This window comes from Desulfofundulus australicus DSM 11792 (assembly GCF_900129285.1).
GTDB lineage: Bacteria > Bacillota > Desulfotomaculia > Desulfotomaculales > Desulfovirgulaceae > Desulfofundulus > Desulfofundulus australicus.
Genome location: NZ_FQUW01000065.1, coordinates 1 through 2,551 on the forward strand (window position 1 = coordinate 1; position 2,551 = coordinate 2,551).

Genomic DNA, 2,551 nt, shown 5'->3' on the forward strand with positions numbered 1-2,551 from the left:
AAACGAATGGATCCGGGGGAAATGTTTCACGACCACGGGGAAAATGAGACGGGAATACAATGCCCCGGGCATCAGGTAGAAGGACAAGGGAGGGGGAGCCACTATGCCGTACCCGCGTACCCGGGACCACCCGGAGGCGGTCATCAAGATCCTGCTCACGGTGATCGAAAAAACGCCCGCAGGCGGGGCCACCCTGGAAGAGCTGAAGGAGGCATACCGGGAGGTCAAGGACCGGGAGCCGAGCGAGAAGACCATCCGGCGCATCATCCGGCGCATCAACCTCCTCTTCGACCCGCTGGCCTACAACGATGAGGACGACTGCGAGGAGATCGACAGGGAGCCGCGGGCCATCGAGGTCCGGAAAAAAGGCGACCGCCACACGTACATCTTCACCCGCGACCTCGCCGCGCCCCGGTTCGATCCTGGCCTGGCCCTGCTCCTGGCCTTAAGCCTCTACCCGCAGCAGCGGCACCTCCTGCCCGACCAGTTCGAAGTGCTTTTGAAGCTCGTCTTCGAGAGCGTACTGCAGCGGGTAGCCGAGTGGAGTCGCCTGCGGCAGGAGATGGAGCGCTACGTATACGTCTCGGGGCACGGCCCGGCAAACCCGCAGAAGAACGCGCGCCTGGTAGAGCGGATACTCCAGGCCATCCGCCTGGCCAAAAGGGTACGGTTGGCCTACCGGCGCGCCTCCGACGGGCAACTGACCACACGCGAGGTCGAGCCGTACGGCCTGCTCAGCCGGCACGGGATCTGGTACCTGGTTGGCCGCTGCCTCGCCGCGGGCGAAAGGCGCGTCTTTCGCCTGGGCGGTCGAAGTCGCCCGGAGCCCGGAGCGCCTCGCGGCCCTGCGGGAGCGACACCGGCACAAGTGCTCTGTTCCCGCGCGGCCCCCCTTCCAAAGACCACCGGTTAGCCGATTTGGTTTCTAAAGCAATGCGCGGGGCCAATAACTCCTCAGCAATCTCAATTAGCATTTCCTGGTTCTTGATGTCAGTCAGGCGTCTTATCTTGAACTCTGCTCCGTTGCACCAGTAGTCTCCCGCTGAGGGATCGGTCTCAAATACAAGTTCTTCGTTGAAGCGATAAGACGGACTACAATTCATCTTTTGCAGTATCTGGTCTGGGAGCAGCTTCAGGATGTGGTGAGGCCATGCGCGGTGAGCGTATAGATTACGCCGAAGGTAATCTTCGTCACGGGGCTGGTAGACTCCTGTGATAAACAGCAGGGGAAAATAGGGATCAACCCCCAACTCGTTACAGACAGCGTAAAAGTCGCGGCTCTTGAAGGCCGCGTTACTCACGGGGCACTTAAAGGATGTCATATGAGCAGGTCTCACATGGCCCACTCATACAGTTTCTTCAAGGCGGTAGCCCATCGCTGATTATTGCTCCTAATTACAGAATATGGTATACTGGACAACGAGGTGAAATCCAATGGCAGTTGAACGTTTGGTTGAGGAAATCAAAACAATCATAAGCGGGTGAAAGCATTGCCTGAATATGTGGTGGACTCATCGTTCTTAATCTCGCTGTCCAGGATTAACGCCCTCCAGTTGATTAAGCTGCTGCCCGGGCCTGCCCTGTGCCCGGAGGAAGTGTACCAGGAAGTTGTTGAAACAGGTTTACACCGGGGCTACGCCGATGCGTTTCTGATCAGCCGTGAAGTCTTTCTCCCCGAACCACCCCTGGTCAAAAGCGTGGCGGTATCAAATCGCCTGGGAACAAAAGGAATATCACCGGTGGATGATAGCGTTTTATCCCTGGCTTTTCAGCGAAAGGCCGTCCTGTTGACGGATGATATAAGGTTGCGTAAAAAGGCTCTTGGAGCCGGCCTGAAGGTTCATACCTCGCCGGAATTCCTTCTGTACTATCTTAACTATGACAGTTTCAAATCGGCCCTTGATGGTTTGGTAAAACACAGGCGACTGGACGAAAAAATAGCAAAACTTTACCTGGAGGCCAAGAGACAATGGAAAAAAGAGTAAGAATAAGCACCGAGTTTGATCCGGTGCTCTTAAAAAGGTTGGACGCATATGCTTCCAAAAGGTACCTGGACCGTTCATCCGCCCTTCAGCAATTAGTTTCCTTTGCGCTACGTGAAATCTACAAAAAAGAGGCTGTACAGGCTTACCGGGAGGGCCGGATGACTATCCGGCAGTGCGCAGATATGCTGGGAGTCGATTACTTTGAAATGAACGAAATTCTCAAGTCTGAAAATATAAACATCATACCCGAACCCGAACAAGGCCTGGCAACACTGTTGCCGGAATTGGAAGATTCTTTTGGGAAAAACCCGTAAACCATATGCATTACCGGGCTTGTACCCTCACACAGAATGTTTTATAGCCGTAACAACCCCTCACGTGGTTGATCCCAAAAACCCGGGAGCGGTGGATGAAATCGTGCATCTGGGGGATCATTGGAACCCGGTCATCCCCGGGCTGAACCTGGCGGTGGTCAGCTCCGTGGAGCCCCACTATTATAAACCCCAAGACGGCGACGTGGTTGTGGACACCATGACCTGCGTCCGGCCCGTAGCCAGCGAGGCACT

Annotated in this window: 3 protein-coding genes and 1 pseudogene; all 4 read left to right on the forward strand. The window is 55.5% G+C overall.

Annotated elements, in window-relative coordinates:
* Window positions 1–103 precede the first annotated feature (103 nt).
* The gene (locus tag BUB44_RS14760) at window positions 104–913 is read left to right on the forward strand and encodes a helix-turn-helix transcriptional regulator (protein ID WP_073167740.1); all 810 of its coding nucleotides are present in this window, start codon (window positions 104–106) and stop codon (window positions 911–913) included.
* 577 nt (window positions 914–1,490) lie between these two features.
* On the forward strand, window positions 1,491–1,985 hold the full coding sequence (locus BUB44_RS14765; protein ID WP_073167743.1) for a PIN domain-containing protein: 495 nt from the start codon (window positions 1,491–1,493) through the stop codon (window positions 1,983–1,985).
* On the forward strand, window positions 1,970–2,299 hold the full coding sequence (locus BUB44_RS14770; RefSeq protein ID WP_073167745.1) for a UPF0175 family protein: 330 nt from the start codon (window positions 1,970–1,972) through the stop codon (window positions 2,297–2,299). The genes BUB44_RS14765 and BUB44_RS14770 overlap by 16 nt, the downstream gene beginning before the upstream one ends.
* A gap of 19 nt (window positions 2,300–2,318) precedes the next feature.
* Window positions 2,319–2,551 (forward strand): annotated as a pseudogene (locus BUB44_RS14775) (hypothetical protein); the annotation flags it as partial.

Bases quoted from the DNA above. Each gene is read 5' to 3' on its own strand.
- BUB44_RS14770 (WP_073167745.1), top strand. From the start codon at position 1,970: ATGGAAAAAAGAGTAAGAATAAGCACCGAGTTTGATCCGGTGCTCTTA.
- BUB44_RS14760 (WP_073167740.1), top strand. From the start codon at position 104: ATGCCGTACCCGCGTACCCGGGACCACCCGGAGGCGGTCATCAAGATC.